This is a genomic window from Psychromonas arctica DSM 14288 (genome assembly GCF_000482725.1).
GTDB classification, from domain to species: domain Bacteria; phylum Pseudomonadota; class Gammaproteobacteria; order Enterobacterales; family Psychromonadaceae; genus Psychromonas; species Psychromonas arctica.
The window spans coordinates 5,814-7,287 of sequence record NZ_KI519493.1 but is presented as its reverse complement, the minus strand read 5'-3'; the positions used below and the strand labels follow the sequence as shown (position 1 = coordinate 7,287).

Sequence of the window (1,474 nt, the reverse complement as noted above, 5' to 3'; positions counted from 1 at the left end):
AGGCTCTTCCATGTTGAGCTAAATGTGTTATCAATTTTAAGGTTTTTTTGGTTAAGTAAGTCAGCGGTTAATGATGGTAAGTTCAAGGGCTTTGTGGCAGAATTCATTTGATGTCTCTTGTGGTTTCTTACTTTGTCTAGATAACAAGTATTTTACCACAATGAGACGTCAACCTATTTTAAATCATCAAGTTACTTTAGTTTTATTATCTGTTTTGAATCCCGAAACTTGAGTAATAAAAATATTTTTTACTCAACTTTCTTCCTTAAGCATATTGCTTATCATTAAATTACTTTAGTTCATCCATGAACTTATCGCTTACTGTTCCACTATAATGTGCGCGTTAGAGCTTGATCTTAATACCTAGAGATTATTTGCCTCAGTTGTTGCTGATTTTTATATTTTGTATGATAAATCATATAAACATATACCTAAATGGAGGCGTTTAAAAGATATTGAGTCTATCAATAGAGCCCTTTAGTGTATTAATGTGAAGTTAAAAATATAAAATCATTTGATAACAATCATTTAAGCTTTCTGTATTAGATTAATGTTCACTCTTTGTTTGTCGTCGTAAAGTTATTAATGATCTACTGATTTATTATTTTTACAGAGCTAGGGACAGAGATTGAATCGGTGTCAATATAACCTATTGCTCCGGGTGTTTCACCGACGTAATTAATAATATCTGTTACTGATGCCAATTCTTTAGGTGGGGTTCCCTTACCAATGAAGCGCCTCACTGTCCAATATGCCGAGTATTCATTTTCATCCTGTGACAAATACTTTTCTAAAAATTTATTTCTTAAAGCAGTCGTCTGAATGCTATTAATAGGTATTACGGAAACCCCTTCAATTTCTATTATTTTACCAGTATAAATTCGACTGATAATACGTGTGTTGAGTTCTGAAAATACTGTTTTACTATTGCCTATAATCACTAGCTCTGATTGAGCAGGGGTGGAAACAAAAAGTATTAATATCAGTGAGGTAATAATGAACCCTTGATTAGTCATTTGTCACCTCCTAAAAAGCAAAGCTATAGGAGAGAGAAAATATCGTTGTCGAGTAATTACTACTTTCACTCTGGGATGAAACATCAAATAGACTTGATGTATCATCAACTTCAACAAACATTATTTCAGCTTTTAATACACTCACTGGGCTAAAGCGATAGGATGTACCAATAGCAACAGAGAATTGGTCATATGCTTGATAAATATCCGCTATAACATGCTGTGATGCATTGACTAAGCCTGCGTTAGGAGTTGCACTTGGGACTTGATTGCTATCTATTCGCTGATGTTTTTTTAAATCATTACTGAATGTCTTAATCTGCGAATAGAAGATATAAGGGGTCCATTTATCTATTCTTTTTTGGCTCTGTTCCTGTTAATTGTTGTCTATACTTATAAGTGATCATAACGTATTAAAGGTAAAGACTATGAATACTAAATCGTTCGTTCAAAACCTT

General features: G+C 32.9%; 1 protein-coding gene. It reads right to left on the bottom strand.

The genetic code is table 11. The annotated features are described in order from the left end of the window. Positions 1 to 590: 590 nt before the first annotated feature. Positions 591 to 1,016 carry a hypothetical protein gene (locus tag H592_RS0121070; RefSeq protein WP_028870501.1) on the bottom strand — a complete coding sequence of 142 codons (426 nt, stop codon included), beginning with the start codon at positions 1,014 to 1,016 and terminating at the stop codon, positions 591 to 593. Positions 1,017 to 1,474: the final 458 nt, after the last annotated feature.

Coding starts and splice junctions, on each gene's coding strand:
- H592_RS0121070 (WP_028870501.1), bottom strand. CDS start 1,016: ATGACTAATCAAGGGTTCATTATTACCTCACTGATATTAATACTTTTT.